27 protein-coding genes are annotated in these 26651 nt (G+C 69.6%); 23 read left to right on the top strand and 4 right to left on the bottom strand.

Annotated elements, in window-relative coordinates; translation table 11 throughout:
- Position 1 precedes the first annotated feature (1 nt).
- The 8 genes from J2Z79_RS13365 to J2Z79_RS13330 all read left to right on the top strand — a co-directional run bounded on the left by J2Z79_RS13365 (position 2) and on the right by J2Z79_RS13330 (position 7818).
- The gene (locus J2Z79_RS13365; protein ID WP_209467396.1) at positions 2-826 is read left to right on the top strand and encodes an ABC transporter ATP-binding protein; all 825 of its coding nucleotides are present in this window, start codon (positions 2-4) and stop codon (positions 824-826) included.
- Positions 807-1583, top strand: coding sequence for an ABC transporter ATP-binding protein (locus tag J2Z79_RS13360; RefSeq protein WP_209467395.1), 777 nt, complete (start codon positions 807-809; stop codon positions 1581-1583). The genes J2Z79_RS13365 and J2Z79_RS13360 overlap by 20 nt, the downstream gene beginning before the upstream one ends.
- Position 1584: 1 nt before the next feature.
- Positions 1585-2445 (top strand): branched-chain amino acid ABC transporter permease, encoded by an 861-nt coding sequence (locus tag J2Z79_RS13355; RefSeq protein WP_209467394.1) that lies wholly within the window; start codon positions 1585-1587, stop codon positions 2443-2445.
- A gap of 5 nt (positions 2446-2450) precedes the next feature.
- The gene (locus tag J2Z79_RS13350; RefSeq protein WP_209467393.1) at positions 2451-3476 is read left to right on the top strand and encodes a branched-chain amino acid ABC transporter permease; all 1026 of its coding nucleotides are present in this window, start codon (positions 2451-2453) and stop codon (positions 3474-3476) included.
- On the top strand, positions 3454-4215 hold the full coding sequence (locus J2Z79_RS13345) for an enoyl-CoA hydratase/isomerase family protein (RefSeq protein WP_209467392.1): 762 nt from the start codon (positions 3454-3456) through the stop codon (positions 4213-4215). Before J2Z79_RS13350 ends, J2Z79_RS13345 begins: the two co-directional genes overlap by 23 nt.
- 189 nt (positions 4216-4404) lie before the next feature.
- Positions 4405-5970 (top strand): ABC transporter substrate-binding protein, encoded by a 1566-nt coding sequence (locus J2Z79_RS13340; protein ID WP_209467391.1) that lies wholly within the window; start codon positions 4405-4407, stop codon positions 5968-5970.
- Positions 5971-5976: 6 nt separating this feature from the next.
- On the top strand, positions 5977-6894 hold the full coding sequence (locus J2Z79_RS13335) for an ABC transporter permease (RefSeq protein ID WP_209467390.1): 918 nt from the start codon (positions 5977-5979) through the stop codon (positions 6892-6894).
- Positions 6895-6906: 12 nt separating this feature from the next.
- Positions 6907-7818 (top strand): ABC transporter permease, encoded by a 912-nt coding sequence (locus tag J2Z79_RS13330; protein WP_209467389.1) that lies wholly within the window; start codon positions 6907-6909, stop codon positions 7816-7818.
- A gap of 84 nt (positions 7819-7902) precedes the next feature.
- Here J2Z79_RS13330 and J2Z79_RS13325 read toward each other — a convergent pair whose 3' ends face one another.
- Entirely contained in the window at positions 7903-8802 is a 900-nt protein-coding gene (locus J2Z79_RS13325; RefSeq protein WP_209467388.1) for a diaminopimelate dehydrogenase, read from the bottom strand.
- A gap of 202 nt (positions 8803-9004) precedes the next feature.
- Here J2Z79_RS13325 and J2Z79_RS13320 point away from each other — a divergent pair, with 202 nt between their 5' ends.
- Together J2Z79_RS13320 and J2Z79_RS13315 are read left to right on the top strand one after the other, a co-directional pair.
- Positions 9005-10753, top strand: a complete 1749-nt coding sequence (locus J2Z79_RS13320; protein ID WP_209467387.1) for an ABC transporter ATP-binding protein — start codon at positions 9005-9007, stop codon at positions 10751-10753.
- On the top strand, positions 10753-12522 hold the full coding sequence (locus J2Z79_RS13315) for an ABC transporter ATP-binding protein (protein WP_209467386.1): 1770 nt from the start codon (positions 10753-10755) through the stop codon (positions 12520-12522). Before J2Z79_RS13320 ends, J2Z79_RS13315 begins: the two co-directional genes overlap by 1 nt.
- 59 nt (positions 12523-12581) lie before the next feature.
- On the opposite strand, the gene J2Z79_RS13310 is transcribed toward J2Z79_RS13315, so the two are convergent.
- On the bottom strand, positions 12582-12749 hold the full coding sequence (locus tag J2Z79_RS13310; RefSeq protein WP_209467385.1) for a hypothetical protein: 168 nt from the start codon (positions 12747-12749) through the stop codon (positions 12582-12584).
- Positions 12750-13008: 259 nt separating this feature from the next.
- Here J2Z79_RS13310 and J2Z79_RS13305 point away from each other — a divergent pair, with 259 nt between their 5' ends.
- The 3 genes from J2Z79_RS13305 to J2Z79_RS13295 all read left to right on the top strand — a co-directional run bounded on the left by J2Z79_RS13305 (position 13009) and on the right by J2Z79_RS13295 (position 15795).
- A complete protein-coding gene (locus tag J2Z79_RS13305; RefSeq protein ID WP_209467384.1) occupies positions 13009-14979 on the top strand; it encodes a fibronectin type III domain-containing protein in 1971 nt (656 codons plus the stop codon).
- 253 nt (positions 14980-15232) lie between these two features.
- Entirely contained in the window at positions 15233-15460 is a 228-nt protein-coding gene (locus J2Z79_RS13300) for an alpha/beta-type small acid-soluble spore protein (protein ID WP_209467383.1), read from the top strand.
- Positions 15461-15495: 35 nt separating this feature from the next.
- A complete protein-coding gene (locus J2Z79_RS13295) occupies positions 15496-15795 on the top strand; it encodes an alpha/beta-type small acid-soluble spore protein (RefSeq protein ID WP_209467382.1) in 300 nt (99 codons plus the stop codon).
- Between the two features lie 47 nt (positions 15796-15842).
- On the opposite strand, the gene gpr is transcribed toward J2Z79_RS13295, so the two are convergent.
- The gene (gpr, locus tag J2Z79_RS13290; protein ID WP_342589491.1) at positions 15843-16814 is read right to left on the bottom strand and encodes a GPR endopeptidase; all 972 of its coding nucleotides are present in this window, start codon (positions 16812-16814) and stop codon (positions 15843-15845) included.
- A gap of 586 nt (positions 16815-17400) precedes the next feature.
- Here gpr and J2Z79_RS13285 point away from each other — a divergent pair.
- From J2Z79_RS13285 to rpmF, 9 genes are all read left to right on the top strand, one after another.
- A complete protein-coding gene (locus tag J2Z79_RS13285) occupies positions 17401-18285 on the top strand; it encodes a TRM11 family SAM-dependent methyltransferase (RefSeq protein WP_209467380.1) in 885 nt (294 codons plus the stop codon).
- A gap of 22 nt (positions 18286-18307) precedes the next feature.
- Positions 18308-19375, top strand: a complete 1068-nt coding sequence (locus J2Z79_RS13280; RefSeq protein ID WP_209467379.1) for a DNA adenine methylase — start codon at positions 18308-18310, stop codon at positions 19373-19375.
- Between the two features lie 73 nt (positions 19376-19448).
- Positions 19449-20837, top strand: coding sequence for an S-layer homology domain-containing protein (locus tag J2Z79_RS13275; protein ID WP_209467378.1), 1389 nt, complete (start codon positions 19449-19451; stop codon positions 20835-20837).
- Between the two features lie 254 nt (positions 20838-21091).
- Positions 21092-21670: a 16S rRNA (guanine(966)-N(2))-methyltransferase RsmD gene (gene rsmD, locus J2Z79_RS13270; RefSeq protein ID WP_209467377.1), complete on the top strand. Its 579-nt coding sequence runs from the start codon at positions 21092-21094 to the stop codon at positions 21668-21670.
- Positions 21667-22155: a pantetheine-phosphate adenylyltransferase gene (gene coaD / locus J2Z79_RS13265; RefSeq protein WP_209467376.1), complete on the top strand. Its 489-nt coding sequence runs from the start codon at positions 21667-21669 to the stop codon at positions 22153-22155. The genes rsmD and coaD overlap by 4 nt, the downstream gene beginning before the upstream one ends.
- A 17-nt stretch (positions 22156-22172) precedes the next feature.
- Positions 22173-22640, top strand: a complete 468-nt coding sequence (locus J2Z79_RS13260; protein WP_209467375.1) for an ATP synthase subunit B family protein — start codon at positions 22173-22175, stop codon at positions 22638-22640.
- Between the two features lie 25 nt (positions 22641-22665).
- A complete protein-coding gene (locus J2Z79_RS18535; RefSeq protein ID WP_342589493.1) occupies positions 22666-23688 on the top strand; it encodes a YlbL family protein in 1023 nt (340 codons plus the stop codon).
- Positions 23689-23894: 206 nt separating this feature from the next.
- A complete protein-coding gene (locus J2Z79_RS13250) occupies positions 23895-24446 on the top strand; it encodes a YceD family protein (RefSeq protein ID WP_342589490.1) in 552 nt (183 codons plus the stop codon).
- Positions 24447-24517: 71 nt separating this feature from the next.
- Entirely contained in the window at positions 24518-24712 is a 195-nt protein-coding gene (gene rpmF / locus J2Z79_RS13245) for a 50S ribosomal protein L32 (RefSeq protein WP_209467374.1), read from the top strand.
- A 155-nt stretch (positions 24713-24867) separates the two neighbouring features.
- On the opposite strand, the gene J2Z79_RS13240 is transcribed toward rpmF, so the two are convergent.
- Complete coding sequence (locus J2Z79_RS13240; protein ID WP_209467373.1) at positions 24868-25455, bottom strand: GNAT family N-acetyltransferase; 588 nt, start codon at positions 25453-25455, stop codon at positions 24868-24870.
- Positions 25456-25844: 389 nt separating this feature from the next.
- Here J2Z79_RS13240 and J2Z79_RS13235 point away from each other — a divergent pair, with 389 nt between their 5' ends.
- Complete coding sequence (locus J2Z79_RS13235; protein WP_209467372.1) at positions 25845-26609, top strand: hypothetical protein; 765 nt, start codon at positions 25845-25847, stop codon at positions 26607-26609.
- The last annotated feature ends 42 nt before the right edge of the window (positions 26610-26651 follow it).

Raw genomic sequence — 26651 nt, 5'->3', positions numbered from 1 at the left:
CGTGGGCCCGGAGATTCTCCTGGAGACGCAAGAGGTCTCGATCAGCTTCGGCGGGCTGGCGGCCAACCGGGGCATCTCCATGCAGGTGCCGGCCCGCACCCTGCGAACCGTCATCGGCCCCAACGGCGCCGGCAAGACCACGCTCTTCAACCTCATCAGCGGCATCTACAAGCCGTCGTCCGGCCGGATCCTGTTCAAGGGTCAGGACATCACGGGCCTCCCGCCCCACCTGATCGCCCGGCGGGGCATCGGCCGCTCGTTCCAGCTGACCAACCTCTTCCCCGAGCTGACCGTGCTGGAGAACGTGCGCCTGGCCGCCCAGGCCAGGGGCCGGCACTCCTGGCACTTCTGGCGCAGGGCGGAGGGCCTGGCGGAGTACCGGGAGGCCGCCGAGGCGGCGCTGGAGACGGTGGGGATGCAGGACCGGACCCGCGTGCTCGCCCGGGAGCTGGCCCACGGCGAGAAGCGCAAGCTGGAGATTGCCATGCTGCTGGCCATGGACCCGGAGCTGCTGCTGCTGGATGAGCCGACCGCCGGCATGAGCCGCGAGGAGGTGCCGGGCATCATCGCCGTCATCGAGCGGATCCGGGCGCAGGGGAAGCGGACCATCCTCATGGTGGAACACAAGATGGACATCGTGCTGGAGATCTCCGACGCGATCACCGTGCTCGCGGAGGGCACGGTGATCGCGGAGGGCTCCCCGCAGGAGATCGTCGCGGACGAGCGGGTGCAGGCGGCCTACCTGGGCGCCAGCCACGGCTACGCGCTGGCCGGGAGCTGGCAGGCCGCTGGGGAGGAGGGAACGGATGGCGCTGCTGGAGCTTGACGGAGTGCAGACGTACATCGGCGAGTACCACATCCTGCAGGGGGTCACGCTCGCCGTGCCGCCGGGCGCCATCACCGTGCTGCTGGGGCGCAACGGCGCCGGCAAGACGACCACGCTCCGCACCGTGATGGGGCTGACGCCGGCCAGGGCCGGGCGGGTCGTCTTCCGGGGCGAGGAGATCACCCGGCTCGCCCCGCACCAGGTGGCCCGGCGGGGGATCGGCTACGTGCCGGAGGACCGGGGCATCTTCCGGGACCTCACCGTGGCGGAGAACCTGCGGGTGGCCGTCCGCGGCGGCGACCTGCCCTGGCCTTTGCGTGGGCGGGCGCCCGAGGGATACGCCCGAGGGGGCCCCGCCGACCCGCCGCGGGGCAGCGGGCTTGAGGCCCGGCTGGACTGGGTGCTGCGCCTCTTCCCCGACCTGGCCCGGGCCTGGCGGCGGACGGCCGGCACGCTCTCCGGCGGCCAGCAGCAGATGCTGGCGATCGGGCGGGTGCTGTTGAGCGAGAACGCCCTGCTCCTGATCGACGAGCCCAGCAAGGGGCTGGCGCCGGTGGTGGTGGAGCAGCTGGGCGAGGCGCTCCGGCAGATCGCGGCGCAGACCACGGTGCTCCTGGTGGAGCAGAACTTCGGCCTGGCCGCCGCGGTGGGCGACCATGCGGTCGTGCTGGACGACGGCCGCACCGTCTACCAGGGGTCCATGGCCGAGATCCTGGGCGACGCCGCGCTGCGGCGCCGCTACCTGGGGGTGGCGTGAGATGGGGCTGATCACCTGGCTGGCCCTGCAGGGGCTGACCGTCGGGCTGCTCTGGTTCCTCATCGCCTCCGGCCTCAGCCTGATCTTCGGCCTGATGAACGTGCTGAACTTCGCCCACGGGGCCCTGTACATGCTGGGCACCTACGGGGCGCTGACCATCTACATGGCCACCGGCAACTTCGTGCTGGCCCTGGCGGGCGGCACGCTGGTCGGGGCCGTGCTCGGGGCCCTCATCGAGCTGCTGGCGATCCGGCCGCTCTACGGGCGGCAGCTCTTTCAGGTGCTCATGACGATGGGACTGATCCTGGTCTTCGACGAGGCGGTGGAGGCGATCTGGGGGCCGTACCCCCTGCCCTTCGCCGTGCCGGCGGCCCTGCAGGGCACCTTCACGGTCTTCGACCGGCCGTTCCCCGTCTACCGGCTCTTCATCATCGGCGTCGGGCTCACGGTCTGGCTGCTGGTGCACCTGTTCCTGACCCGGAGCCGGCTGGGCATCATCGTGCGCGCCGGGGTGGAGGACCGGGAGATGGTGCAGGCCCTGGGCATCGACATCCGCAAGGTCTTCACCGGTGTCTTCGCCCTCGGCGGGGCGCTGGCGGCCCTGGGCGGCGCGGTGGCCGGCCCTTTTGAGGGAGCGCATACCACCCTGGCGGCGGAGAACCTGCTGCCGGCCTTCATCGTGGTGGTGGTGGGCGGCCTCGGCAGCTTCACCGGCTCCCTGCTGGCGGCCATCCTGGTGGGGCTGACGCAGGCCTTTGTGGGCTACTACGCGCCGCAGTTTGCGCTGGCCGTGAACATCGCCCTTATGGCCGTGGTGCTGGTCCTGCGGCCGCAGGGCCTTCTCGGCAGGCAGGGGGGGTGAGCCGGGTGTTGCTCCGACGTGCCAAAGAGGGCGGCTGGCTCGGCGCGGCCGCGCCCGCCGCGGTCATCCTCGTGCTGGCCCTGCTGCCCTTCATGCCGGTGGTGGGCGAGAACCGCTACCTGCTCTCGCTGCTCATCGGCGCCTTCGTCTTCGCCGTGTTCGCCATGAGCTTCGACGTGCTGCTGGGGTACACGGGCATCGTCTCCTTCGGCCACGCCCTGTTCTTCGGCACCGGCACCTACACGGCGATCCTGCTGGCCAAGTACGCCGGCGCCGGCTTCTGGACCGCCCTCACGGCTGCGCCGCTGGTGGCCGCGCTGCTGGCGCTGGCCGTGGGCAGCCTGTCCCTGCGGGTGAAGGGCGTCTACTTCGCCATGGTGAGCATGGCGTTTGCGGAGTTCTTCCGGGTGGTGGCGGAGAAGGCCAGCCCGATCACCGGCGGCAGCGACGGGCTGGCCGTCCAGGTGGCGCCCGACTGGGCCTACGGCCCCCGCAACCGGGTGGAGCTCTACTTCCTCACGCTCGCCCTGGCGGTGGTGACCTACCTCGTCCTGCGGCGCGTGCTGGCCTCGCCCTTCGGCCGCACGCTGGTGGCGATCCGGGAGAACGAGCAGCGGGCCGCCGCGGTGGGCTACAACGTGTTCGCCTTCAAGCTCGGCGCCCTGGTGCTGGCCGGCGTCGTGGCCTCGCTGGCCGGGGTGATGTACGCCGCCACGGAGAACTTCGTGGTGCCGTCGGTGCTGGGCGTCGACACGACGATTCAGGTGCTCCTGATGTCGATCATCGGCGGTGTGGGCACCCTGGGCGGGCCGGCGCTGGGCGCGGGCATCATCCGCCTGGCGGGGACGCTGCTCTCCAGCTACACGGAGCGGTGGCGCCTGGCCCTGGGCGTGCTCTACGCTCTGCTGGTGCTCTTCCTGCCCGGCGGCCTGGCGGGCCTCGCCCGGGCATTCGGGCGCCGGCGGGCGGCGCGGCGCAGCGCAGCAGGCGAGGGAGGGGTGGTGGCCGGTGGAACCGCTCGTGCGAGTTGAGTGGGACGGCCCGGTGGCCGGCCTCACCCTGAACCGGCCGGCACGTCACAACAGCCTGGTTCCCGAACTGCTCGCCGAACTCCTCGACGCCCTGGCCGATCTGCGGCGGCGCCCGGACGTGCGGGCGCTGGTGCTGCAGGCGGAGGGGCGGTCCTTCTCCACCGGCGGCGACGTGCGCCGGTTCTACGAGCAGGGTGACGGCGTCTACGAGTACGCCAGCGGGCTGGTGGGCCAGCTGAACCGGGCGGTGCAGGCGCTGCTGGATTTCCCGGTGCCGGTGGTGGCGGCCGTCCACGGCATCGTGACCGGGGGCTCGCTGGGGTTCGTGCTGGCGGCGGACGTGGTGCTGGTGGCGCCCGAGGCGAGCTTCACGCCCTGGTACAACGTGGTGGGCTTCAGCCCCGACGGCGGCTGGACCGCCCTCCTGCCGGCGCTGATCGGGCCCAGGCGGGCCGCCGAGGTGCTGCTGCGCAACCTGACCATCTCCGCCCGGGAGGCGGTGGAGTGGGGACTGGCCAGCCGGGTGGTGCCGGCGGAGGAGGTCCGCGCCGAGGCCTGGCGCGTCGCGGCCGAGATCGCCCGGCTGCAGCCCGGCTCGGTCCGCCGCACCCGCCGCCTGCTGCGGGCCGCCTGGGGGGATGTGGCCGCACGGTTGGAGACCGAGCACGGCGAGTTCTGCGCCCAGATCGTGACCGACGAGGCCCGGGAGGGCATGCGGCGGTTCCTGGGGGAGGGGTGAAGCGAGCACACTTGGTTAGCCGGGCCTGACAACCGGCGGCTGGAGGGCACTGGCAGGTCGTGATGGTGCTGTCCGATGAACCCTTCGGAGGAGCGCAACTACGGTCGAATGACTAGAGTGAAAGGAAGGAATATTGCATCCGCCGTGGAATCTCCTCTAATCCCATCTGTGGAAAGGAGCGATCGGGCGATGCAACACCACCGTGCGTTGTGGATGCGGGCGGCCGCGTGGGTGTCGGCCGTGGCCCTGGTGCTGGCGGGATGTGCCGGGGCGGGGCGCTCCTCCAGGGGCCCTGACGGTGGGGCGGGCTCGTCCGGGGCGGGCGCACAGAGGCCCGTCGTGGTGCTGCAGGGCGTGGACGCGACGACGCTGGACCCGGCGGGGCACGCGGAGACCCCGGCCTACAACATCCTCAACAACATCTATGACACGCTGATCTACCGGAACCACGAGATGAAGCTGGAGCCGGGCCTGGCCACCGAGTGGAGGACCCTGAACGACACCACCTGGGAGCTGAAGCTGCGCCAGGGCGTGAAGTTCCACAACGGCGACACCTTCAACGCGGCTGACGTGAAGGCGACGATCGAGCGGATCATCGATCCGGCGGAGGCATCGCCCCGGCGGAACAACCTGTCCGCCATCCAGGAAGTGAAGATCATCGACGACTACACCGTGCACATCATCACCTCGGCGCCGTATCCGATCCTGCCCAACCGGCTGGCCTCGGAGCACGTGATCAGCGCCGAGTACCTGGCCGAGCACGGGAAGGAGTACCTGGCCGCCAACCCGATGGGCACCGGCCCCTACAAGTTCGTCCGCTGGGTGAAGCAGGAAGAGGTGGTCCTGGAGGCCAACCCCGACTACTGGCGCGGGGCGCCGCAGATCCAGCAGGTGATCTTCCGGCCCGTGCCGGAGGCGGCCACCCGGATCTCCCAGATCCAGACCGGGCAGGCCGACATCGCCGTCAACATCCCGGCGAACCAGGTGGAGGCGCTCAGGAACGACCCGAGCGTCAAGATCGTCGACGTGCCCAGCGTGCGGGTGATCTACGTCGCTTTTCAGACGCGCAAGGGAGGCATTGTGGGCAACCCGACCTTCCGGAGGGCGCTGGCCCACGCCATCGACGCCAGGTCGCTGATCGACAACGTGCTGATGGGCGCCGGCTACCACATGGCCACGGCCCTGACGCCCCAGCACTTCGGCTTCGATCCGAGTATCCAGCCCTATCCGTACGATCCTGACCTCGCCAGGCGGCTGCTGGCCGAGTCGGGTTACCAGGGCGAGGAGATCCAGTTCGACACGCCCAGCGGGCGCTACGCCATGGACAAGGAGATGGCCGAGGCCATCGCCGGGCAGCTTCAGAAGATCGGGGTCAACGTGAAGCTCCAGGTGAATGAGTGGGGGAACCACGTGGGCCTGATGACCTCCCGGGAGCAGAAGGGGATCTATATGCTCGGCTGGGGCAACGCCACCTGGGACGCCGACGGCACCCTCTCGCCGCTCCTCTCGGGCGACGGCGCCTTCTCCTCCCACGAGTCACCCGTGTCGGACGAGCTGATCCTGAAGGCCCGGTCCACCATGGACCAGGCGGAGCGGGAGCGGCTCTACCACCAGGCCCTCAGGCAGCTCCACGAGGACGTGGCCCACCTGATCGACTGGCAGCAGAAGGACATCTACGCCACCTCCACACGAATCGAGTGGACGCCGCGCTCCGACGAGGAGATCAACCTGGTGTCGGCCAGGCTGGTGCAGTGACGCCCCATGGGACGGTACGTGGTCAAGCGGCTGGGGCATGCCGCCCTGGTGCTCGTCGGGGTGACGCTGTTCTCCTTCTTCCTCACCCGCATGACAGGAGACCCGGTGCGCCTGATGGCGCCCCTGGACGCGACCGAGGAGGAGGTGGAGCTGCTCCGGACGCAGCTGGGCTTCAACCGGCCCCTGCACGTGCAGTTCCTGGACTACTTCCGGGGCGTGCTGGTCCTGGACTTCGGCGACTCGCTCCGGCACGGCGAGCCGGCCATGCTGCTGGTCTTCGAGCGCATGCCGGCCACGTTGTCGCTCTCGTTCACGGCCCTGCTGCTGGCCGTGGCGGTAGCTGTGCCGATCGGGGTGGTCAGCGCCACGCGCCGGGGCGGCCTGCTGGACGCGCTCGGCACCCTGCTCGCCCTGCTGGGCCAGTCCATGCCGGTCTACTGGCTGGGCATCCTGCTGATCATCGTCTTCGGCGTGCAGCTCCGCTGGCTGCCGGCGGGCGGCAGGACCGACTGGACCTCGTACATCCTGCCCGCCGTGACCCTGGCCGCCTACACCTGCACCAGCATCATGCGGATCCTCCGCTCCAGCATGCTCGGCGTGCTCGGGCAAGACTTCATCCGCACCGCCAGGGCAAAGGGCCTGGGCGAGCGGACCGTGGTCTACCGGCACGCCCTGCGCAACGCCCTCCTGCCCGTGGTGACCGTGGTGGGGCTGCAGCTGGGCTCGCTGCTGAGCGGTTCCGTCATCACCGAGACCATCTTCGCCTGGCCCGGCGTCGGGCGGTTTGTGGTCCAGGCCATCTTCAACCGCGACTTCTTCGTGGTGCAGGCCGCCGTGTTTCTCTTCGCCCTGGTCATCGTGGCGATCAACCTGGCCACGGACCTGCTCTACTCGCTCCTGGACCCGCGCATTCGCTACGCCTAGGAGGTGAGCCCAGTGGCAGCAGCCAGTGACCAGTTGCCCGCCGTACCCGGCGAGGCGGTGGACCGGCGCCGATCACTGGGGTGGGCCCTCCGGCAGCTGTGGCGCCGCAAGCTGGCCCTCGCGGGCGTGCTGATCGTGCTCGTGGTGGTCGCATGTGCGCTCCTTGCCCCAGTCCTTGCCCCCCACGATCCCACGGACCAACAGGTGGCACTCAGGCTGCTGCCGCCCTTCTGGATGGAGGGTGCACATCCTGAGTACCCCCTCGGCACCGACCACCTCGGCCGGGACATCCTCAGCCGCCTGATCTACGGCTCCCGCGTGTCACTCGTGGTGGGCTTCTCCGCCGTCGTGATCGCCGGCGGCATCGGCACCCTGGCCGGGCTGGCGGCCGGCCACTTCGGCGGGCTGCTGGACGACGTGGTGGGGCGCCTTGGCGACGTCCAGCTGGCCTTTCCCTTCACGCTCCTGGCCATCGTGGTGATGGCCGTCCTCGGCTCTGGGATGGGCAAGACCATCGCCGTTCTCGGCATCACGGGATGGGTCCTGTACTACCGGGTGCTGCGGGCCGAGGTGCTCTCTCTGCGGGAGCGGGAGTTCATCCTCGCCTCCCGCGCCCTGGGCAACCCCGAGTGGCGGACCCTGTCACGGCACCTCTTCCCGAACGTGGCCGGAACGCTGGTTGTGCTGGCCACCCTGGAGGTCCCCCGGGTGATCATCACCGAGTCGGCCCTCACCTTCCTGGGCCTGGGCATCCAGCCGCCCACCGTCACCTGGGGCGGCATGCTCGCCGACGCCCGCAATTACATCACCACCCATTGGTGGGTGGCCACGTTCCCGGGGCTGGCGCTGCAGCTGACGGTCCTGGGGCTCAACCTGACGGGCGACTTCCTCCGGGAGCTGCTGGACCCGCGGCTGAACGTATGAGCGCACAGGAGAAGCGCCGCCGTCTCCCCGCTTCGGGGAGCGGCGGCGCCTGGTTCTTCACCACCCTGCGCCGGGGCTGCGCGGCTATACCAGCCTGCGCACCCACTCGTCCCGGTCGCCCGGCAGGTAGTCGACCACCGGGATCTCGATCATCGTGTAGCACCCCGGCCGCTGCCGGGCCGCGGCCCGCAGCGCGGCTACCATCACCTGCGCCGTCAGGGCCGGGTTGTTGATGCGCATCTCGAACCGGAACAGCTGGTTGTGAGTGGCGCCCGAGACGCCCTTGCGCTCCATCACCACGCCGTGGCCCATGTCGATGAGCTGGCTCACGTCCTCCACCTGGGTCACGCGGGTCTCGTCCTTGACGAAGTAGGGGTCGCGCTTGATCGCCTGCTCCACCGCGGCGAAGTCGGCGCCCGGCTCCAGCTCCACGTAGACCGCCCGCTTGTGGGTGCCCATGCCGGCGGGGATCGTCAGCGACAGGGCGTCCTTCACGCCCGGGATCGCCTTCACCGCCACCGAGTGGCCCATCGACATGCCCGGGCCGAAGTTGGTGTAGGTGACGCCCCGCGGGGCCATGAACTCCAGCATCCCCCGCAGCATGGAGTCGGTGCCGGGGTCCCAGCCCGCGGAGATCACGGCGACGGCACCGTGTTCCCGGGCCACCGGGTCCAGCCGGCGGCGCAGGTCGGCCAGCTCGCCGTGGATGTCGTAACTGTCCACGGTGTGGATGCCCCGCTTCAGCAGGGCCTCTGCCTGGGCGGGCACGGACCGGGTGGGTACGCACAGCAGGGCGCCCCGGACCCCCTCCAGCTCGCCGACATCCGTAACCACCTTCACGCTCGTAAGCTCGGGCGGCACGGCCCCGAGCACCCGGCGGCGCACCACCCCGGCCAGTTCCATATCGGGCGCGGTCTGCACCGCCTCAACGGCGTAGCGCCCCACGTTCCCGTATCCGACAACGGCCACACGCAGCTTCTCCATCTCAGGGAACGCCTCCTCAGCTCAGGCTAGGGTCCATTCTACCGTGCGTGCGGGGGCCCGTCCACCCTTCGCCGCTCCCCGCGGGGGTGCACAGGGGGCTTTGCAAATCAGTGCAATAGACAGGGAATTGGGCCTGTTCGGTCGAACTCCTCTCCCTGGTTCCGCGAAGCCCGAATCGTCCCCGGGGAGGAGAACGGTCGTGATGAGCATACCGGTTCGCCGGTACTGGAGGCTGTTGCGGCGGTACCTGAGGCCCGAGCGGGCGCGGGTGACCTGGCTCGCCCTGCTGCTGGTGCTCAGCATCGCACTCCAGTTGATGAACCCGCAGATCCTGCGGCGCTTCCTCGACCTGGCCGCCGGCGAGGTGTCGGGCGGCCTCTCGCTGACGGCGCTCGCGCTGCTCTTCATCGCCATCGCCTTCGGGGCGCAGTTGGTGAACATCCTGGCCCGGTACCTGAGCGAGTCGGTCTCCTGGCGGGCCACCAACGCGCTGCGGGCCGACCTGGCCGAGCACTGCCTGCGGCTGGACCTGAGCTTCCACAAGAACCGCACGCCGGGAGAGATGGTGGAGCGCATCGACGGCGACGTCACCTCGCTGTCCGAGTTCTTCTCGCAGCTGTTCATCGGCGTGGTCGCCAACCTGGCGCTGATGGCCGGCATCCTGGTGCTGCTCTACCGGGAGGACTGGCGGGCCGGGCTGGCGATGACGGCTTACGTGCTCTTCACCCTCTGGCTTCTGGGCACGATCCGCAGGATCTCGGTGCCGCATGTGACCCGGCAGCGGCAGGCGGCCGCCGAGTTCTACGGCTTCCTGGGCGAGGTGCTGGCCGGCACGGAGGCGATCCGCGCCAGCGGGGCCCGGAGCCACATGCTCCGCCGCCACTTGCAGATGGTCCAGGACTTCTACCGGCACAACCTGCGGGCCAGCATGATGTTCGGCCTCATGTGGGGCTCGTCGATCTTCACCTTCGCCCTCGGCGCGGCGCTCTCCCTGGGGGTGGGGGCCTGGCTCCACGCCCGCGGCGCCGCCACCGTCGGGACGGTCTACCTGCTCTTCCACTACACCGAACTCATCCGGCGTCCCATCGACCAGCTCCGGGCCCACCTGCAGGAGCTGCAGCGGGCGGGTGCGGCCGTCGAGCGGGTGGAGGAGCTGTTCGCCCTGCGGTCGCGGGTGCCCGACGGGCCGGGGCGGCCGCTGCCGGCCGGACCGCTCTCCGTGCAGCTGGAGGGCGTCTCCTTTGCCTACGAGCCCGGGGCGCCTGTCCTGAAGGGCGTCGACCTGCACCTGCGCCCGGGGGAGGTGCTGGGGCTGCTTGGACGCACCGGGAGTGGCAAGTCCACCCTCGCCCGGCTGCTGCTGCGCTTCTACGACCCGGACGAGGGCGCCGTGCGACTGGGCGGCGTCGACCTGCGCGAGGCGAAGGTGGCGGAGGTGCGGAGGCGGGTCGCGTTCGTGACGCAGGACGTGCAGCTGTTCGCCGGCACCGTGCGGGACAACCTCACGTTCTTCGACCCGGGCGTCAGCGACGAGCGGCTGCGGGAGGTGCTGGAGGAGCTCGGCCTCGGCCTCTGGCTGCGGTCCCTGCCCCGCGGGCTGGATACCCCCCTCGAGTCCGGCGGCGGCGGTCTGTCGGCCGGGGAGGCACAGCTCCTGGCGCTGGCCCGGGTCTTCCTGGCCGACCCCGGCCTGGTGATCCTGGACGAGGCGTCGTCACGGCTGGACCCGGCCACCGAGGCGCTGGTGGAGCGCGCGGTGGACCGGCTGCTGGAGGGCCGCACCGCCGTCATCATCGCCCACCGGCTGGCCACCGTCGACCGGGCGGATACGATCGTGATCCTCGAGGACGGGCAGATCGTGGAGCGGGGGATGCGGGCGGGCCTCGCCGCGGACCCGGAGTCGCGCTTTGCCCGGCTGCTGCGCACCGGCGTGGAGGAGGTGCTGGTCTGATGTCCACCTGGCGGTTCGTCTGGGGGCTGGTGACCTACCGGCCGTGGCTGTACCTGACCAGCATCGTCCTCTTCACCGCCGTCTACGCCTCGCCCGTGCTGCCGGGCCTGCTGACCCAGGCCTTCTTCGACCGGCTGACCGGTTCGGCGCAGGCGGGCCTTGAGCCGTGGTCGATCATCGCCCTGCTGGTGGCCGTGGCGCTCGGTCGCATCGCCGTGATCTCCGTGGGATTCGTCACCTCGGCGACGGGGCGGGAGTACGTGTCCGCGCTGCTCCGCCGCAACCTGCTGGAGCGCATTCTGGAGCTGCCCGGGGCCGCGGCCCTGCCCGAGGCGCCGGGCGAGGCGCTGAACCGGCTGCGGGACGACGTGCTGCAGGCGGAGGAGACCACCGACTTCCTGCTGGACGTCGTCGGCCAGACGACCTTCGCCGTGGTGGCGCTGCGCATGCTGCTGGCCATTGACGCCCGCATGACGGTGCTCGTCTTCCTGCCGCTGGCCGCGGTGCTGGTGATCACCCGGGCCGTCGGCAACCGCATCCTCCAGAACCGCCGCCGCAGCCGCGAGGCCACCGCACGGGTCACCGGCCTGATCGCCGAGCTGTTCGCCGCGGTGCAGGCGGTGCAGGTGGCGGGTGCCGAGGCGCGGGTGGTCGGCCACTTCCGCCGCCTGAGCGAAGAGCGGAGACAGGCGATGGTGGCCGACCGGTTGCTCACGCAGGTGCTCGAGTCGGCGGGCCAGAACCTGTCAGCACTCGGGACCGGGCTGATCCTGCTGCTCGGCGTCCGCACCATGGCCGCCGGCCAGTTCACCGTGGGCGACTTCGCCCTGTTCGTCTACTACCTGGGCTATGCGGCCGACTTCACCCAGTTCACCGGGAGATGGCTGGCCATGTACCGGCAGACCGGCGTGGCCAAGGAGCGGCTGCTCGCCCTGCTGCAGGGGGCGCCGCCCGGACGGCTCCTGCGGCGGTGTGCGATAAGGCTGCGCGGCCCGGTGGAGGTACCGCCGGAGCCGGCGCCGCCGGCTGCCGGGCCGCTGGAGGAGCTCCGGGTGGAGGGGCTCACCTGCCGGTACGCCGACGGGGGCCGCGGGATCGAGGGGGTGAGCCTCACGGTGCCGCGCGGCAGCTTCACGGTGATCGCCGGCCGGGTCGGCTCGGGCAAGTCGACCCTGCTCAGGGCGATCATGGGCCTGCTGCCGGCGCAGGCGGGCACGATCTACTGGAACGGCGAGCCCGTGGCCGATCCGGCGTCCTTCATGGTGCCACCCCGGTGCGCCGCGACCCCGCAGGTGCCCGTGCTGTTCAGCGGCACGCTGGAGGAGAACATCCGCATGGGCCTGGACGCCTCCGCGGCGGAGGTGGCTGCGGCCGTCTACGACGCCGTGCTGGAGCGGGACCTGGCCGGGATGGAGGAGGGGCTGCAGACCCGCGTGGGGACCCGGGGCGTGCGGCTCTCGGGCGGGCAGGTCCAGCGCACCGCTGCCGCCCGCATGTTCCTGCGCCGGCCGGAGCTGCTCATCATGGACGACCTCTCCAGCGCCCTCGACGTGGAGACCGAGCAGGCCCTCTGGGAGCGGCTCTTCCGGCGGGAGGACGTCACCTGCCTGGTGGTGAGCCACCGGGAGGCGGCGCTGCGGCGGGCCGACCAGATCATCCTCCTGAAGGACGGGCGGGTGGTCGACCGGGGGCGCCTGGACGAGCTCTTGGAGCGGTCGGAGGAGATGCGGGCGCTCTACCTTGCGGGCGCTCAGGGCGCCGTGCACTGAGCGGCTGCAGGCGCCGGACAGTAAGAAGGGCAGGGGTATAACCCCTGCCCCTTTGCTGTCTAGTCGTCATCCTCCTCGGTCAGTGCGACAAGGGCGCCGCGATCGTTGCGGGAGAGGGCGAAGAACACCACCGCCAGAATCAGGTTCTCGGAGACGCCCGCCTGGTCCAGCCTGCGGACCGTGCGGAACAGCTGCCGCAGAAGATTCCGGACGCGCGTGCTTGCCACGTGCAACTCCCCCCTGCGCGTTGGTCGGCATTCCCCTGCCGGGCGGTGCCCCGGGCTGGGCGCCTTCCCGTCGCCTCCCGGCCGGGCGGCGCACAGGGGCTTCCCCGCCCGGGAAGGGCGAGGCCGCCGGGGTCATGTTATGTAAACAGAAGGCGAAGTGTGCCAACCCAGGAATGCAAGTTGATCCGTTACCCCCAGAGAGTGGGGTGCGGCGGACGAACCCGTCTAGTGACCCAGGAAGCACAGGAGGGATCAGCGCATGCGTACGAAGCCACTGCCCTTCAGGGTAAACAAGGCTGCCGCCGTGGCCACCGCCCTGGCGATCGCGGCCTCCCTGGGGGCGCCCGCGGTGCTGGCGGCCGACGAGAACGGGCCTGCGGCGCCGCGGAACCTGGTGCTGACGCCGGCCAGGACGACCGCGGACGGGAATGTGGAACTGGACTGGGAAGCCTCGACGTCGTCCGACGTGGTGGCCTATGAAGTCCATCGCGCCTACGAGAGCACCTCCCGCCCCCGGGCGGACGAAACCACGTATCTGGCCACCACGACCGACCTGTGGGCCGCAGACCTCCTGGTCGTCGAGGGCCGCTACCGCTATGCGGTCGTCGCCGTGGACGCGGACGGCCGCCGCAGCGCCCCCACGCCGTGGCGCCAGGTGCTCTACGACGACCCGGCCAACGGTGCCGAGGTCGCCGTCGACGCCGAGGGTCCGGCGGCGCCCACCGACCTGGCTGCCGAGCCCGCCTACACCAAGGACGGCGCCGTGTCGCTGAGCTGGACCGCGCCGGAGGCGGATGACCTCGCCCGCTACCTGGTCTACCGCGCCGCAGGTGACGCGGAGGCCGTCTTCGTCGGTTACGTCGAGGCCGGGGTCACCTACTTCGACGACCAGCTGACCGAGGACGGCACCTACAACTACACCGTCGTGGCGCAGGACCGGGCGGGCAACCTCGGCCGCCGCGCCGCGCCGGTGGCGGTCACCATGGACACCGTCGCACCCGCGGTCGCCATCCGCACGCCCAAGGCCGACGAGGTCTACCGGCCCGAGGGATCGCTCGCGGTGCGCATCAAAGTGGAGGACGAGGGGTCCGGCTACGATGCGGACGCCGTGGCCTACTTCCTGGACGGTGCCCTGCTTGACTCCCCGGTCATCCCGCTGGCCGATTTGGCCGAGGGCGAGCACCGGTTGGAGGTTGACGTGACCGACCGGGCCGGCAACGTCGGCACCGCCGCCGTCACCTTCGCCGTGGAGGGGCGCCAGGTGTACGACGCACCGGTGATGGTGACCAAGTCCGCCGCCACCAGCAGCCGGACAGTCTCCTTCGAGTGGGAAGCGCCCGACAAGGAAGGCGTGATCGGCTACAACGTCTACCGGGCCGAGGGTGACGGCGAGTTCGTGCTGCTCGGCACCACCGCCGCCACGGACCGCGACTACACCGACACCGTGCCCGGCGAGGGCGTGTGGTCGTACCACGTGACCGCCCGCTACGGCCGGGCCGCCAGCGAACCCTCGGCTGCGGTGGTCTTCACCGTCGACCAGACGAAGCCGACCATCCGCATCAGCTCGCCGGAGGACGGCGGGGAGTACGTGGCGGAGGGCGAGGTCGAGGTCTCGTACAAGGTGCGTGACGCGCTGGCCGGCGTCGCCCGGGACGCCGTCGTGGTGAAGCTCGACGGTGCACCGCTGGCCCAGTCGACCATCAACTTCGCCCGCCTGGCCGAGGGGGAGCACGTGCTCTCGGTGACGGCCGCCGACCGGGCCGGCAATGCGGCGAGCGCGACGGTCACCTTCACCGTGGTGGCCGCCCCAGACGATGAGGAGGACGATGGCGGCGAGGCCCCGGCCCGCGATGAGGCCTTCCGGCAGAGGGTACTGTCGGTGCTGGCCAAGTGGCAGTCCAAGATCCACCACGGCCAGTTCACCGCGCTGAAGGCCAAGGCGGCGAACGGCAACTGGTTCGCCTTCGTCAAGCACGTGCAGAAGTTCAGCGGCAAGTTCATCCACCCGGATGCCGCCGAGGAGCTGCTGGACCTGTTCGACCGGGCGGACGACAAGGGCCGCGCGGATCACGACAGGTACGACGATGACGATGCCGGTGATGACGACGAAGACGATGAAGATGACGATGATGACGACGACGACCGCGAGTGGAAGCCCGGCAACGGCAAGAAGAACGGTCACGAGAAGCAGTCCAACCAGGGCGTGAAGTCCGGGAAGGGCTGGAAGTAACCTGGTGACCGGTTGCCAGGCCGCCGGCTGACCGACGGTTGGGAGACGCGCCGCCGCCGCAGCGGAAAGCCCGCTGCGGCGGCGTTTTGCGCGCACGTAGGGGTCACCTCTCACCGGGCCGACCGGCGCTGTCGGTCGGTTCGATCATCCCGGCGGAACCGCGGCGGCGCGCCCTTGGCAACAGATTCCTTGCATGAGGTTGACCGGTTCGTTGCAGATTACAGGCAACAACATAACAAGGAGGCGCAGATCCATGGCAACCAACAACAACAGTAACTCGGTTCTCGTTTCCCAGGCCCGCGCCGCGTTGGAGCAGATGAAGATCGAGACGGCCAATGAGCTCGGCATCCCGAACTACGCCCAGCAGTACAAGGGCGACCTGCCCAGCCGGGTGAACGGCTCCGTCGGCGGGTTCATGGTCAAGAAGATGATCGCCCTGGCCGAGCAGCAGCTGGCCGGCGGCACCGGCACCATCCGCTAACCGACTTCTAACCAACAAGAGGAGGAGCAGTCAGCATGGCGAACGTTTTTGGCACTGGCACGACAGACGCGACGACGACGGGCTTCCAGACGGGTGTCGGCGGCGGTGGCGGCGGGAGCAACAACCAGATCCTGGTTTCCCACGCCCGGGCTGCCCTGGAGCAGCTGAAGCAGCAGACGGCCAACGAGCTCGGCATCCCCAACTACGACCAGCAGTACAAGGGCGACCTGCCCAGCCGGGTCAACGGCTCGGTCGGCGGGTACATGGTCAAGAAGATGATCGCCCTGGCCGAGTCGCAGCTGTCGGGCGGGGCCACCACCACCCGGCAGTTCTGACCACAGGCCGGAATCCGAGGCAGGAGCGGGTCGCCGCCCCTGCCTCTTCAGTTGATGTGGCGAAGCAGGTCCTGCGCCGTCACGCTGGTGTGGAGCACGGCGTTGAGGCTGCCGGCGATGAGCTTGGCCATGTCCTCGGTGAGGTCGTCGATCTCCTTGGGCGTGACCACCAGTTCGCCCACCGTGGGAGAGAGCACCTCATTCAGCAGCTGCCGCCGCGACTCGGGCGACCGGAAGAGGTCGAAGAACGGTTTGGTGTTGGCAAAGCTGCCGGCCATGGCCTCAAAGGCGTCCTGCACGATGGTGGCCGCGTGGACGACGGTGGGCACCCCGATGGCGATCACGGGCACGCCCAGGCTCTGCTTGTTCAGTGCCTGCCGCTTGTTGCCGATGCCCCCACCCGGCTGGATGCCGGTGTCGGCGATCTGAATGGTGGTGCCGATCCGCTCGACGGACCTGGCGGCCAGCGCGTCGATGCAGATGACCACCGCAGGGTTGATGCGCTCCACGATGCCGTGGATCACCTCGGCGGTCTCGATGCCCGTGATGCCGAGAACCCCGGGGGCGATGGCGGCCACCGCGCGCAGCCCGCCCGCGACGTCCGCCGGCACGTAGTCCCGCAGGTGGCGGGTCACCAGCAGCTTGCCCGTCACCCGCGGCCCCAGGGCGTCCGGGGTCGCCTTCCAGTTGCCGAGGCCCACCACCAGCACGGTGTCGTTCTCCTTCAGGTCCAGCAGCTTGTCCAGCTGCTCCACCAGGACCTTGCCCACCTGCTCCTGCAGGTCCCGGTTGCGCCGGCGCAGCTCGGGCGCGTCGATGGTGACGTAGTTCCCGATCGGCTTGCCGATCATCTGCTCGCCGACCTGGTCCAGCACCTCAACCCAGGAGACGGTGGCGTGCTCGTAGCGCTCCTCCCGCATCGTCACGCCGGGAATCTCCGTGCGGGCGTCGCCGCGGGCCGCCGCCGTCGCCTCCAGGGCCAGGTCAGTGAACGGGTTCAGGTGTTCCCATGTCTGCACGAATCTCCCTCCCGGATCGGTGGGTCGCACCATCGGCTATTCTCTCCCCCGGCATTCCCTGGCATACCTGGGGATTGGATGCGTGTGTGCCTGGCGGGGGGTAGTGAGTGGCCGCCTGACCGTAACCCCTGGCCCCTTCGGGCGTTATGGCTGGTGAAGGGGTGATGGTCATGCGGCCAGCGACGCGAGCCCTGTTGATGTGTGCATCAGCCGCCCTGGTCCTGTTGGGTTGCACCCACGCGGCCCCGCCGTTCAGCGGCGACGTCCCCGCGGCCTGGCAAGAGCAAACCGGGGCCGGTCCGGCAGGAGGTCTCCCCGGGTGGACGACCTTCACCGTCGAGCAGGCCCTCGATGCCGAGGGCAAGTCGTTTGAGGGCGTGCCTTTCACGATCAGGTTCTTTGCCTTCAACCCCGAACTGGCTGAGGCCTACCCACATCTGACTGAGTGCGCGACACGTTTCGTGCTCCCCGTTGATCCCTGACACCCCAGTGCGGTCCGCCCAGCCGCCGAGAGCCCGTTTCTTTACGCCATTGATTGGTTCGGCTATAGTAGTAGGCAGCACGGATCCAGGGGGTGAAGGCTGCCGTGGAGGAGACCCGGGGCGGGCTGAAGCCGCACCACGTCGACATGGGGGAGCGGGGCATCTACCACCGCGACAACCGGCTCAACGACCTGACGGGCAAGGAGTGGGTCTACGCCACCCGCTCCGTGATCAACAAGAGCTTTCCCCCTTCCTTCCAGTTTGCGCTCCGCAGCCAGCACGGCGGGCAGAAGCCGCCCGAGCTCTGCGCCGACCTGATCCGTACCTTCACCAAATCCGGGGCGCGGGTGCTGGACCCGTTCATGGGGGTCGGCGGCACGCTGATCGGTGCGACCCTGACCGACCGGCAGGCGGTGGGGGTGGAGATCAACCCCCGGTGGGTCGAGATCTACCGGGAGGTCTGCCGGCTGGAGGGGCTTGCCGAGCAGGAGGCGATCTGCGGCGACAGCCGGGTCGTGCTGCGGGACATGCCCGACGGCGGGTTCGACCTCGTCCTGACCGACGTGCCCTACTGGAACATGGACCGGCGGCGCCGCTCCACCGGCAAGTTCAAGCGGGCGGGGGGCCCCGCAACGGAGCGGCGGCGCTCCAAGCTCTCGCCTTTCGCCGCTGGGGAGGCGGAGACCGGCGTCACCGGCCTGGAGGGCCGCGAGGAATGGCTGGAGACCATGCGGGCCGTCTTCGCCGAGGCGGTGCGGGTCCTGCGCCCACGGCGGTACGTGGTGGTCTTCATCGGCGACATGTACCACTCCGGCCGCTACCACATGCTCTCGGCCCAGCTGGCCGAGCTGCTGGAGGGGCTGGGGCTGGTGCTCAAGGCCAACCTGATCTGGTACGATGTGGCGAAACCGCTGCACGTCTACGGCTACCGCTACGAGTTCATCCCCTCGATGATCCACCAGAACATTCTGGTCCTGCGCAAGCCTTAGGCAGGGAAGGAGGTCCCCGGTGTTGGCAGGGGCAGCCGAAGTCCGCCTGAAGCCTTTGTGGGTGCACAACCGCAAGTTCATCGGCAGCAAGCAGAACCTGCTCTCCTTCATCGCGGGCGTGGTGGAGGAGCGGGCGCCTGAGGCGCGCTCTCTGGCCGACCCCTTCACCGGCAGCGCGGTGGTGGCGTACCACTTCGCGGCCCGGGGCTTCGCCGTCACGGCCTCCGACCACCTCTACCACAATTACGTGGCGGCCCGCTGCTTCCTGGGCGGGCGTCCGGGGGAGGTGGACTGGGCGCGCCTCGCCGGCCTGCTCGCGGCGCTGGACCGGCTGCCCCCGGTCGAGGGCTACTGCTTCGCCGAGTTCGGCGGCACCTACTTCACGCCGGCGAACGCCGGGCGCATCGACGCGATCCGGGAGCAGATCGCCGCCTGGCGGGCCGAGGGGGCGATCAACGAGCAGGAGGAGGCGGTGCTGCTCACCAGCCTGCTCTACGCGGCGGACAAGGTGGCCAACACCTGCGGCCAGTACGACGCCTTCCTCAAGCACCTGGGCAGCGAGCCCTACCACGAGGACGGGACGCACCTGGTGGACGCCTCGGTCTACAAGCCGCTGGAACTGGGGCTGCCGCAGGTGGTGGAGTCGACCGCCAACCGGGTCTGCTGCGCCGACGCCGACGTGCTGATCGACGAGATCGAGGCCGACGTGCTCTACCTGGACCCGCCTTACAACGGGCGGCAGTACATCGACAACTACCACGTGCTGGAGAACATCGCCCTCTGGCAGAAGCCGCGCCTGCACGGCAAGACCCGTAAGTTCGCCCGCGACCACCTGAAGTCGGCCTACTCCCGCAAGGCGACGGCCGGGGTGCACCTGACGCGGCTGATCGAGCGGGCGAGGGCCCGGCACATCCTGCTCTCCTATAACAATGAAGGGATCGTGCCCGATGAGGTGATCTGGGCGGCGCTGGAGCGGCGGGGGCCGGTGGAGCTGTTTACCCGGGAGTACGCCATCTTCGGCAACGGAGCGGGCCGCTCCGGGCGCAGGCCGATCGTGGAGCGCCTTTTCTACTGCAGAGTGGTGGGATAATACAACTCTAGAAGGATCATGGAGTTGTACGTTGAACTCCTCCCTCATCCCGTACCGGATGAAGGAGGAAGACATGTACAAGAAATGGATGTCCGCCGCTGCAGCGGCGATCCTGGTGGCGGCCTGCGGCGCGCCTGCGGCAGCCGCCGGGGATGGGCAGCCCGCGCTCTTCGCCGCGCCGGCCCTTGCGCCCCACCTGCAGCCGCCATCCTTAGCCGTTGCCGGGGACGAGGCCGGATTGCAGGCTGATCCCTGGTCTGAGGCCGACCCTGGCTCCGAGGACGAATCCGGGTCCGCAGCCGATCCCGAGTCTGAAGCCGGGTCGGGCTCTGAATCTGGCCCTGGGTTCGGGGACGGGGCCGGCTCCGATGCCGACCCCGATGCCGACCCCGGATCTGAGAGCGAAGCCGGGGCCGAGGCTGACCCTGGTTCCGCAGACGAGTCTGGGTCCGAGGCTGACCCTGGTTCCGGAGACGAGCCCGGGGCCGAGGCTGACCCTGGTACCGAAGACGAGTCCGGGGCCGAAGGGGATCCCGTACCCGAGGACGAACCGCAGCCCGAACCCGCGCAGCCGTCTCTCTTCGCCGACCTGCCGGAAGACCACTGGGCGTACCCCGAGGTGGCGCGGCTGGTGGAGGCCGGGGTGATCCACGGGTCGCCCGAGGGGCTCTTCCGTCCAACCGACACCATCACCCGGGCGGAGTTCCTCAAGATGCTGTTGACCGCCCGCCGGATCGACACGGCGGGCAAGTGCGAGGCGATCTTCCCGGACGTCGCCTGCGGGGAGTGGTACGCGCCCTACGTGGAGTTCGGCTACCGCCTGGCCATCCTCGACCCTGTGGACGGCACCCACTTCCGCCCGGGCGATCCCATCACCCGGGAGCAGCTGGTCGACGGTATCGTGCGGGCCATCGGCAAGCGCTGGGAGGCGCACTCGCAGGACTCCAGCGAGATCACCGCCATCCTCGGCGCGTACTCGGACTGGAAGCAGGTCGACTGGTACAAGCGGCCGACCTACGCCTACGCCCTGAAGCACGGGCTGGTCAACGGCTTCCCCGACGGGACCCTGCGCCCCACGGTCTACGCCAGCCGGGCCGAGGCGGCCGCGCTGATCCAGCGGGTGCTGCTGGACCCGGCGGACCTGCCCGTGGTGTACCTGGACGGGCACCAGGTGATCTACCGCGACGCGCTGGACATGACGGCCTCCGTCTACACCGTGGGTGAGGCGGGGGTCGGGACGATGACCCGCACGGGCGTCTCCGTCCGCACCGGGGCCGTCGCCGTGGACCCCAACGTCATCCCGCTGGGCACCCTGCTCTACGTGGAGGGCTACGGCTACGCCGTGGCGGTGGACACCGGCGGGGCGATCAAGGGCAACCGCATCGACCTGTTCTCGTGGGCCTCGGTCGCCGACGCCCTGCGCTTCGGACTGCAGCCCCGCCGGGTCTGGGTCCTGCCCTAGCCAATGAGCCGACCTGCGGTGGGGAGGGGGTTGACGCCCCCTCCCCACTTGGAGCAAAAAAGGAGGGCAGCCCGGCCGGGCTGCCCAAGAGGAGAAGTGGGAGAGGAAACGGAACGGAGAAAGAGCCCAACCTGAGGGGTGGTTACCGCTCAATCGGCATCGGCTCTCACTGGTCTATAGGCTACCCACTTTGGCGGCGGCTATACTGGATGATGCGGGCGGTTTCCGGGAAGAAAAGCGAAAGGTGAATCGCTGTGCGCGTGATCACGGGGTCGGCCAAGGGCCGGCCGTTAAAAACACTGAAAGGCCGTGACATCCGGCCGACCAGCGACCGGGTGAAGGGAACGCTGTTCAACATCATCGGCCCGCGCGTCGTCGACTCCCGCTTCCTGGACCTGTTCGCCGGGTCGGGAGCCGTGGGGATCGAGGCGCTGAGCCGCGGGGCCGAGCGCTGCGTCTTCGTCGAGCTGCAGACCGCACACCTGCGGCTGGTGGAGGCCAACCTGCAGGCGACCGGGCTCAGGGACCGCGCCGAGCTGCTGCGCAGGGACGCCCGCGCCGCCCTGGTCGATCTCGGCAATCGCGGGCGCAAGTTCGACCTGATCTTCGTCGACCCGCCCTACGGGCAGGGGCTGGTTCCGGAGGCGCTGGCCGGCATCGATGCCCACGGTCTGCTGGCGGAGGACGGCTGGGTGATCTGCGAGCATCACGGCAAGGATCCCGTCCCTGCCGCGGCAGGAGGTCTGCACAAGTTCAGGGAAGTAGTGATAGGTGAGACCGTACTATCCATCTTTCGGGCCCAGACCCATGACGCCGGGGGGCAACATTCGTGACAAAGGCAGTCTGTCCCGGGAGCTTCGATCCCGTGACGCTGGGGCACCTGGATATCATCGAGCGGGCGGCCCGCACCTTCGATGAGGTGGTGGTCGCCGTCTTGACCAACCCGCGCAAGGCGCCGCTCTTCACCGTCGAGGAGCGGGTCCAGATGCTTCGGGAAGCGACGCAGCACATTCCCAATGTCTCCGTGGCCGCCGCCGACGGCCTGCTGGTGGAGTTCGCACGCCAGCAGGGCTGTCAGGTCATCGTGAAGGGGCTGCGTCCGATTCAGGATTTCGAGTACGAGTGGCAGATGGGCGCTGTCAACAGGCAGCTGGACGACCGCATTGAGACCTGCTTCCTCATGAGCCGCATCGAGTACGCGCACCTCTCCTCGAGCATCGTGCGGGAACTGGCCTACTTCGGGCGGCCGACCACCGGGCTGGTGCCCCCGTCCACCGCAGAGCGGCTGAAGGAGAAGTTTTCGAAGCGACAAGCCTGAAGCTGGGAGGGTTCGCCATGGAGATCATGGCCTTGATTGACCGCCTGGAGGAGCTGGTCTCGCAGGCCACTCGGGTGCCGCTTACCGGCAAGATCCTCATGGATCCCGACGAGCTGCTCTCGCTGGTCGACCAGATGCGCGACGTCCTGCCGCAGGAGATCCGTGAGGCCAACCGCATCGCCCGGGACCGGGAGGCGATCCTGCAGGAGACCCGGGAGCAGGCGGAGCAGATCGTGCGCGAGGCGCGGGCGCTGGCGGCGCAGCTGACCAGCGAGGCCGCCGTCACCAAGGAGGCCCAGTCCCAGGCCGATGAGCTGATCGACCAGGCCAAGCGGGTCGCGCGCGAGATCCGGCAGAACGCCCTGGAGTGGGCCGACGAGCTGTTCGCCCGCACGCAACCCGACCTGGAGCGCATCGCGGCCGACACCCAGAGGGCGGCGATGGCCGTGCGCAAGGCGCGGGAGGAACTGCAGAATCAGCTCTAGCGGGCGAGGGGGGAGCCCATTGCGGGTGGTCGTCCTGTGGTTCCGCCAGCTGGATGCGTGGGTTCGGCGGCTCTTCTTGCTGTCGGGCCTTGTTGCCATTGTGGGCGCCGTGCTCGTATACACGCCGACCGACTACTACGTGACCGCCCCGGGCGCCGCCATTGACACGAGCCGCCTGGTCGTGGTGGAGAACGGCAGCCCCCATCGGGGGCGCCTCTACATGCTGGTGGTGAACACCCAGCCCGCAAACCTCTTCTGGTACCTCTACGCCAAGCTGGACAGCCGGGCCGTGCTGGAGACGAAGCAGGAGTACCTGGGCAGCTTTGAGTCCTACGCCGAGTACCTCGATTGGAATCAGCGGCTGATGGAGGACAGCCAGCGCACCGCGCGGGCCGTCGCCTTCGAGCTCCTGGGCTATGGCGAGGGCGTGCGGTCGGTGGGCGCGCGGGTGGTTGGCATCCTGTCCGACAGCCCCGTGCGGGGCATCCTGCAGGCCGGCGACGTGATCACGGCCATCGGCGGCGAGCCGGTGAGCGGCGTCGCCGCGCTGCGGGCCCGCCTGGCCGGATACCCGGGGGGCGCGGAGGTGGAGGCCTCCGTGCTGCGGGACGGCGCCCAGCTCACGCTGGTGCTCCCCACCCGGGCGTCGGAGGAGGCGGGGCGCGAGGGCACGGCCGTGCTCGGCATCACGGTCCAGGAGGAGCTGGAGTTCGACGACGACGCCGTGCCGGTCGAGATCCGGTCCGGCTCCATCTTCGGCCCCTCGGCCGGCCTGATGTTCACGCTGCAGATCGTGGACCAGCTGACGCCGGGCGGCCTGACGGATCGGGTGGTGGCCGGTACGGGCACTATAGAGCCGGACGGGCGGGTCGGGGTGATCGGCGGCGTGCAGCAGAAGGTCTACACGGCGGAGGCTGCAGGCGCTGAGCTGATGTTCGTCCCCGCAGGCAACTACGCGGACGCCGCCGCCGTGGCGACGCGCATCCAGGTGGTACCGGTGGAGCACGTGCGCGACGCACTCGGATGGCTCCGGTCGGATCCTGGATAGGCTCGGACGGTTTCGCGGAGAGTAGCGGTGTGGCGTGCTGTCTTTGATAGGGTCAGACCGCCCTGCCGCGCGTATGCGGCGCGATGTGTTTCCACGCTCGGTGGATGACTGCGGTTTATTGACAAGAAAACGGCTCCATCGATATAATACTGCTTGTGCCCGCGCAGCACGCCCGGGTACGGGGCCAGCGATCGAGGTGGTTGCCTGTGCGCATCGACGTGTCGGACATCAAGGAGGAGACGGGCCTACACAAGCGGATCGACCTCTCGGTCAGCCTTCAGCCCATCGAGTTCGGCGGTCAGGAGGCCCGGTTCGACCGGCCCTTCACCGGCACCGCCGAGATCTGGAACCTGGGCGACCGCCTGCTGGTCCAGGCGGCGTTGACCGGCGAGGCCGAACTGAGCTGCGGCCGCTGCCTCGGCCGGTACCGGGAGCCCGTGGAGGTCTCCTTCGATGAGGAGTTCGTCGAGGGCGAGCCGGGCGAGGGCGAGCCGGCGGTCCAGGAGGATGAGGATTCCGGTCGGACCGTCTCGTTCTACACCGGCGACGAGATCGACCTGACGGACCCGCTGCGCGACAACATCCTGCTCGCGCTGCCGATGAAGCCGCTCTGCAGCGAGGACTGCCAGGGGCTCTGCCCGAACTGCGGGGCAGACCTGAACGAGGGGCCGTGCGGCTGCGGCCGCTCGGATGAACGTGTCGATCCCCGGCTGGCGGTGCTGAAGGACCTGCTCCGCAAGCCGGATTCCCAATCCTAGAATTCCCCCCGGGACCTGGTCTCGGGTCCGTCATGTGAACTGACGGAGATGTGAAAGGGGTGTGAAGTAGCATGGCGGTTCCGAAGAAAAAGGTGTCCAAGTCCCGTAGGGACTCCCGGCGTGCCCACAACTTCCGGCTGGTGGCGCCGAACCTGATCCCGTGCCCGAACTGCAAGGCTCCGACGCTGCCGCACCGGGTGTGCCCCACCTGCGGGTACTATCAGGGTCGGCAGGTGATCAACAAGGAAGCCGAGGCCGCGCAGTAATGTAGGTCATGAGCGCAGACAGAGACAGGGTCAGCCCTGTCTCTGTCCATCTGTATCGCACCGTCCGGGCGACCCTTCGGGGCCGCCCGGTTTTCGTTCTCCGCAGGGGCAGGGACGAGGCGAACCCGGGCCGGGTCGGCCCGGGTCCGGGTGACTCAGGTGCCGGCTTCAGGGTCCTGGGACGCGGCGCGCTGCCATTCCTCCCGGGTCACGGCGTACTCGACCTCGCCCTCCTCGCTGCCCGGAATCGGGTCTTCCCAGTCCTCCCAGAAGACCCGCACCAGTGCGAGGCCGCACTTCTCCAACACGCGGCGGGAGGCCCGGTTCACGGCCATGGTCTGAGCCGTCACCCGCCGGGCGCCGAGCTCGGTGAAGGCCTTGCGGATCAGGGCGCGGCTCCCCTCGGTCGCGTACCCCTTACCCCAGGCTGACCGGCGCAGCCGGTAGCCCAGCTCGACCGTCGATGTATCGGTTGACCCGCTGACGGGCCGCAGGTGGAACCAGCCCACGAACGCCCCGGTCGCTTTCTCGATGGCGGCCCAGTACCCGAAGCCGGGCAGGCGCTCGTAGTACTCGAGGATCCGGGGCAGCACTTCGCTCTCCACCCGCTCCCGGGGGGTGGGCTGCCCGTTGGTCAGGTAGCGCATCACTTCCGGGTCGCTGTCCAGTTCGACCAGGTTCTCGACATCCTCAGGCCTGAACTCGCGCAGGCAGAGCCGCTCTGTCTCCAGGTAGATCTTCAAGCAGCCATTCCTCCTCAGGCTCAGGGACCTGGTACTCGCTCGACAGGTTTCGCACCCGTGTCGACAAGCTTCCGACCTGAGCCCGGTGGTGGGGTCCGCGGCGGATATCCCCCTTGCCGACAACATTCTGCAGTTCTGGGCGAACCCCTGTCGCCGCCCGCCGTCGACCGTGCGCGCCGAGGGTTCCCTCGTCGCCAGCCCGCCGGAGGCACCAGCGGCCTGCCACATGCTCGCTAAGAGGCTGCGTCGCCGGATGTACGCCGCAGCCCTCCGTCGCCGGCCCGGCAGCGGCGATCCGATGCGGCGTTTGGGGCTGACCGCCTTGCTGAAACCTGCTGCGCGCCGGCCTCGTCAACTTCCGCGAAGGGAGGGCGGAGGTCGTGCAGCGGATGGCAAGGTTTCTGCTCGGCCTGCTCCTGATCCCTGTGGGCGCCGCCGCAGGGCTGTGGCACGCGTCGCAGGTCACCCCCGCTCAGCCGGAGGGGGCTGCGCACGCCGCCCCGGGGTCGCCTGCCGTCCGGCCTGAACCTGCCCTGGGCCACACAGCCCCGGATCCGGCCACGCTCTGGGAGATCGAGAGGCAACTGATGAACAGCAACGTGGAGGGGCTGGTGGGGCTGGCGGTCGATCTCCGGAACCGCAGGGTGGAGGTCACGGTCACCTCAGTGGAGGCCCGGGCGCGGGTGGAGGAGGCCATCGCCCGGGCCGGGATCCCGTCCTGGTGGGTGGAGATCGGCCCGTCCTCGGGGCTGTTGTCGGAAGAGGCCCCGCTGGAGGGTTGTGAACTCGCCGATCCGCCTCGCCCCGCACCCGGGCGGGTCTGGCTGGAAGTGGAGCCGGGTTCGGCGGCGCCGGGCCAGGAAATCGCCCTCACCGTGGCTGGCGGGGTGCGGGGGGAGGTCATGCGCGGCGTGGACGCCTACCTGGAGTGCTGGGACGGGGACGACTGGTCGCCGCGCTTCATCCTCATCACCGAGTATGGCGGCATCGCGCCCCACAGCTATCTCTACGGCCCGCACGTCATCGTCGACCTTGGGCTGATCGGCCCGGGGCCTGAGCCGCATGTGCTGCCCGAGCAGCTGCAGCCCGGCTGGTACCGTATCCGCAAGGAGGTTGGGCGGGAGCAGCTCATCGGGTACCTGCAGGTTCGCTAGCGGTCATGACAGCGCCGGTCTTCGGGCCGGCGCTTCAGCGCG

Origin of the sequence: Symbiobacterium terraclitae (assembly GCF_017874315.1) — a bacterium.
Lineage (GTDB): Bacteria > Bacillota > Sulfobacillia > Symbiobacteriales > Symbiobacteriaceae > Symbiobacterium > Symbiobacterium terraclitae.
This window is presented reverse-complemented; position numbering and strand designations above follow the sequence as displayed.